This window comes from Eubacterium sp. BIOML-A2 (assembly GCF_009680135.1).
GTDB classification, from domain to species: Bacteria; Bacillota; Clostridia; order Lachnospirales; family Lachnospiraceae; genus Faecalicatena; species Faecalicatena contortus_B.
Genome location: NZ_WKZK01000105.1, coordinates 1 through 4437 on the forward strand (window position 1 = coordinate 1; position 4437 = coordinate 4437).

Annotated in this window: 4 protein-coding genes; 1 reads left to right on the top strand and 3 read right to left on the bottom strand. The window is 39.6% G+C overall.

Going from position 1 to position 4437, the window contains the following annotated elements; all coding sequences use genetic code 11:
• Positions 1 to 74: 74 nt before the first annotated feature.
• The 3 genes from GKG43_RS22490 to GKG43_RS22500 all read right to left on the bottom strand — a co-directional run bounded on the left by GKG43_RS22490 (position 75) and on the right by GKG43_RS22500 (position 3635).
• Entirely contained in the window at positions 75 to 251 is a 177-nt protein-coding gene (locus tag GKG43_RS22490; protein ID WP_129880107.1) for a sugar ABC transporter permease, read from the bottom strand.
• 39 nt (positions 252 to 290) lie between these two features.
• On the bottom strand, positions 291 to 1610 hold the full coding sequence (locus tag GKG43_RS22495; RefSeq protein WP_050640632.1) for an extracellular solute-binding protein: 1320 nt from the start codon (positions 1608 to 1610) through the stop codon (positions 291 to 293).
• Between the two features lie 105 nt (positions 1611 to 1715).
• Positions 1716 to 3635, bottom strand: a complete 1920-nt coding sequence (locus GKG43_RS22500; RefSeq protein WP_129880109.1) for a beta-L-arabinofuranosidase domain-containing protein — start codon at positions 3633 to 3635, stop codon at positions 1716 to 1718.
• Between the two features lie 174 nt (positions 3636 to 3809).
• Here GKG43_RS22500 and GKG43_RS22505 point away from each other — a divergent pair, with 174 nt between their 5' ends.
• On the top strand, positions 3810 to 4376 hold the full coding sequence (locus tag GKG43_RS22505) for a hypothetical protein (protein WP_129880111.1): 567 nt from the start codon (positions 3810 to 3812) through the stop codon (positions 4374 to 4376).
• Positions 4377 to 4437 lie beyond the last annotated feature (61 nt).

Here is a 4437-nt window from a genome sequence, read left to right on the forward strand (position 1 = left end):
CGACCAGCCTTTGCTAAACGGCGATACCCGTGCGCTGAACGCGCTTCAGCGCATGGGCTAATCGCCCGGAATAATCAGCTGATTCCTGTAAATATCTTTGTGCCGAACGCGTTCCAGTCAAAAAGGCTGATATATAATGCGTATAATATCGGCACAAAGATGAATAAAGCCATCAATATCACTTCCGGAGCAATCATAAGATATGCGGTCACCGTCTCGTGTTTTATACGCTTATGTTTTCTTTTCATCATGATCTTACTCCTTCGTCTAAATGCTCCTCTTCCTTCCCATTATCCGGTAAATGTAGATCCGCTTTTTTCCTGATATTGCAGCATGCTTTCCTGTGCGGCATTAGCTGCTTCCTCCGCACTCATGCTGTAAAGTGCATCCTGGATCATAGTAGACACAATTTCCTTTGCTTCTCCTGAAAGGGCGATTTCCGGCTGCCCGGTCGGAAGCACTTCATCCGAGAATACGGCAGCATTATCGTTTACATAATAAATATCTTTACCCGCTTCAATTACAGAATTTCTCATACAGTAAGTAAATTTAGCATCCGTATCAAATTCGGTCACACGGTCAACGTTTAACCACATCCATGAGATGAAATCCTTCGCACCGGCAATTTTTTCCTCACTGCTCTGATTGCTTACCAAAACATTCCATCCTCCAACTACACTGGCTGTTTCTCCGCCCTTTTCGACTGCCGGAAGAGGTACTACACCATACTTTTCCGGATCTGCACGAAATACGGACCAACTGCCATTGATCTGCATCGCTGTTTCTCCATTTGTCAAAATCGAGATGTCTGACACGGATCTGCCCGGCGTCTCGTTGCAGTTCCCTGAATTCAGAAGGTCTTTCCACAATTGGAGTGCATTTACTACCTCATCTGAATTCAGGTTTGCCATTCCATCTTCCGTAAATAAACTTCCCCCCTGCATCCATACAAAAGGATAGAAGGTAAAACACTGCCAGTCGCCCTTATCGACTTCGAAAGTAAAACCTGAATATTCGTCCGTATTCAATGCTGCAGCCGCTTCTTTTAATTCATCCCATGTAGTTGGCGGCTTTACCCCCTGCTCTTCTAATATTTCTTTGTTATAGTATAGTGCAACCAGATCTCCATCCAAGGGAATTCCGTAAATATGTCCATCCCTTGATACACGGTCAAAAGCAGCTTCTGTAAAATCATTTTTTATCTCATCGGTAAAGATATCATCCAGTGGTTCACAAACCCCGGCATCAAGATACTGATTTATAATTGCAGGACTACATTCAAAGATATCCGGCGCTTCATTTGTGGCAAATGCTGTTGCAAGCTTTGTCGTTGTGTATTCCTCAAACGGGATTGCAAGAAATGTTACATGATATTTGTCCTGAGAATTATTATATTCCTCGATATATTTTTCCAGGAATTCCATTTCCGCTTCCTGAGTCCACTGATTCCAATAAACAAGTTCAATAGGGCCATCACCTTGTGCCTCTTTCGTTGTCTCCGTACTTCCTGTGGTTTTTCCGCACCCTGACGCTATTCCGCTCATTCCCAGCACTAACGCTCCCACCAGAACGACAGATATTCTTCTCTTTAATTTGTAAAGTTTTCTCATTGTTCTCCTCCTTTATAAGTTTTTATGAGCTCATATCTTTTATAGCCTTATTCTATAAATTCTTTTTGGTAAATAAAATACTAATTTTTTTTAAAAGTGGAATTTTTATTTTTCCGGCATCCATACTCTCATATCCCCTTTTGCCCTATTTCCCCATGAGAAGTATGGGATTGCTGTCAGCAATACATTACTTGCCTGTGGCATCTGAGTCATATATAAGTCATCCGATTCTTCCAGACACATTCCTGAAACTTTAAGCAAGACCAGATCTTTCAAAATTCCTTCTTTACATACCATAGTCTCCGCCTGAACATCCTTCGGAATTCTGTATTTATGCAAGCTTTCTCTTTGATCCGCCTGTTCAAAACAATACACAATAGGCCCTCTTATAAATGCAACACATCCAGCATCGGCGCGCACCTGAGGATTGGCATAAACTTTTTTTATATTCAGTCCAAAGTGAATTTCAAGTATGTCCTCTCCCCAGTTTCTTTCGAGATAGATGTAGCCTTTGCTAATCGTAGATTTATAATTTACTTCCTCTCCATTACAAATAACCTGGAATCCTTCCGCATATTCTGGAATTCTGACTGCAAGAGTCCACTTTTCCTCTGTTTTTGATGCTATTTTAAATGTCACATCTCCATCCCAAGGCAATTTACTGTCAACTTGTATTTTAGCTTTCTCCAGTTCTGCTGTCTGACTGATAAACAAATGTGAATAAATAATCTCTTTTTTCTCAGTCCAAATATATTTTCCGACTGACATAAAAAGCCTCACAAGATTAGGCGGGCAGCATGCACATGCATACCACTTCGGTCTTCGGGTCAGTACATGCTCAAATCCAAAATGTTCTCCGGATATTCCGCGGACTGTTTCCAGCGGGTTGACATAAAAAAAACCTTTCCCATCCAACTGCATTCCACCCATTACCCCGTTATATAGTTCCCTCTCCATAATATCTGCATAAGATGCATCCGGGTCAAGATCCAGCATCTGTTTCGCGAACATAACCATGGCAACTGATGCACATGTTTCTGCATAAGCTGTATCATTGGGAAGATCATAAGCTTGAGTGAAGGCTTCTCCACGGGCTGTTGAACCGATTCCGCCTGTGATATACATCTTTTTTCGGACAATATTGTTCCACAATTTTTTACAGGCCTCATAAAGCGTTACATCCTCCGTTTCCATAGCCAGTCCTGCCATGGCGGTATAAAGATAGACTGCCCTTACACAATGTCCTACCGCCTCGTCCTGTTCCCGCACAGGTTTATGACATTGTGCATTTTCTCGATCATAAGGATCCATATGAAATAAAGTCCATCCTCTGTTTTGTTTTTCTTTCATAAAAAAATCAGGATCTTGCCCTCGTTGTTCTACAAAATATGACGCTAATTTCTTGTATTTTTCATTCCCTGTAATAAAATACAATTTCATCAGCCCTATTTCCACCTCTGGATGCCCCGGAATCCCCGAAATTTTATCGTCCCCAAACCGTCGGTCAATGTGGTCTGCCAATCGGATTGCCACATCAAGCAGCTCTCTTTTCCCAGTCTCTTCATAATATGCCGCAGCTGCTTCAAACAAATGCCCTGCACAATATAATTCATGACCTTCCTGGAGATTCTGCCATTTATGCTCCGGCTCTTTGATAATAAAATATGTATTCAAATAGCCGTCTTCCTGCTGCGCCGCTTTTATATAACTGATTATTTTATCTGTTCTTTCTTCCAGTTCCGGATCAGATTTGACTGACAATGAATATGCAACGCCTTCAATCCATTTTGAAACGTCGCTATCCTGAAAAACAGTCCCATAAAATTCACCATTAGAAATACCTGCTGCAATCTTAAAATTTTCTATTGCATGGCTTTTTTCTGCACCTGCAACTTCATCTTTAAGTATCTTTTCCTGATAGGGTATCGCCTCTTTTATAATCATATTTTGTATATCGCCCCAAAAACCTTCTGTTATTTTTATATTTTTAACTTTAACTCTTTTGGCAGGTATAAATGCTTTCATACTCATTATTCTCCTTTTGCGGTTTTTATTTTATTTTATTTCTATACACTATTAGAAAAAAATACTAATTTTTTTTAATAGTGTATTTTTTTTCTTTCATTATATTATACTGTACATGATACAATCTTTTTAACAGCCAATACTCTTTTGAATTAGGATCGGAATTGTAATTTAATGAAAGCGAAAAAGATATCACTAAAAATCCAGTTATTAGAAATATTTATTTTTGCTGCTATCATTCCCATGATAATTACGGCATTGTTTCTTTATCGTTTCGAAGTAAACAGAACCCTGAACGCTGAAATTTTATCCCAGCGGCAGATATTAGAATTAACCGCATCGAATTTGCTGCAAAAAATCAGCCACTTCAACAACCTTACTTCATCGGTTTACTACAATGATGCTATATTAAAATGTTTGGAAAATGGAAAAGACAGGACGTTGTCTTCTTACGAGAAAATGCAGATACAGCCGGATATTAATTCCATGATGCGTACGGATAACCATGTTCTTTCTTTTTCGCTTACAACGATGTCTGGCGATACATTATACTGGAATGACGGATACAGCAATGTGGTAAACGCCACATCACTCAACCCAGATTTTCTGAAGAAAATTTATGACAGCAACGGCAGCGGCGTCCTGTCAGACCCCATAACACATATTAAAAAACGAAAATTTCCTTCTTCTGCTGCTTCCATCTACTATGGACGGTTAATCCGCAGTATAATGGTCTCATAAATTAAGACACTTTTTCGGACAGATTTTAATGAATCTGATATACTAAAATCAGTATGAAAGA

Bases quoted from the DNA above. Each gene is read 5' to 3' on its own strand.
- GKG43_RS22505 (WP_129880111.1), top strand. From the start codon at position 3,810: ATGAAAGCGAAAAAGATATCACTAAAAATCCAGTTATTAGAAATATTT.
- GKG43_RS22495 (WP_050640632.1), bottom strand. From the start codon at position 1,610: ATGAGAAAACTTTACAAATTAAAGAGAAGAATATCTGTCGTTCTGGTG.
- GKG43_RS22490 (WP_129880107.1), bottom strand. From the start codon at position 251: ATGATGAAAAGAAAACATAAGCGTATAAAACACGAGACGGTGACCGCA.
- GKG43_RS22500 (WP_129880109.1), bottom strand. From the start codon at position 3,635: ATGAAAGCATTTATACCTGCCAAAAGAGTTAAAGTTAAAAATATAAAA.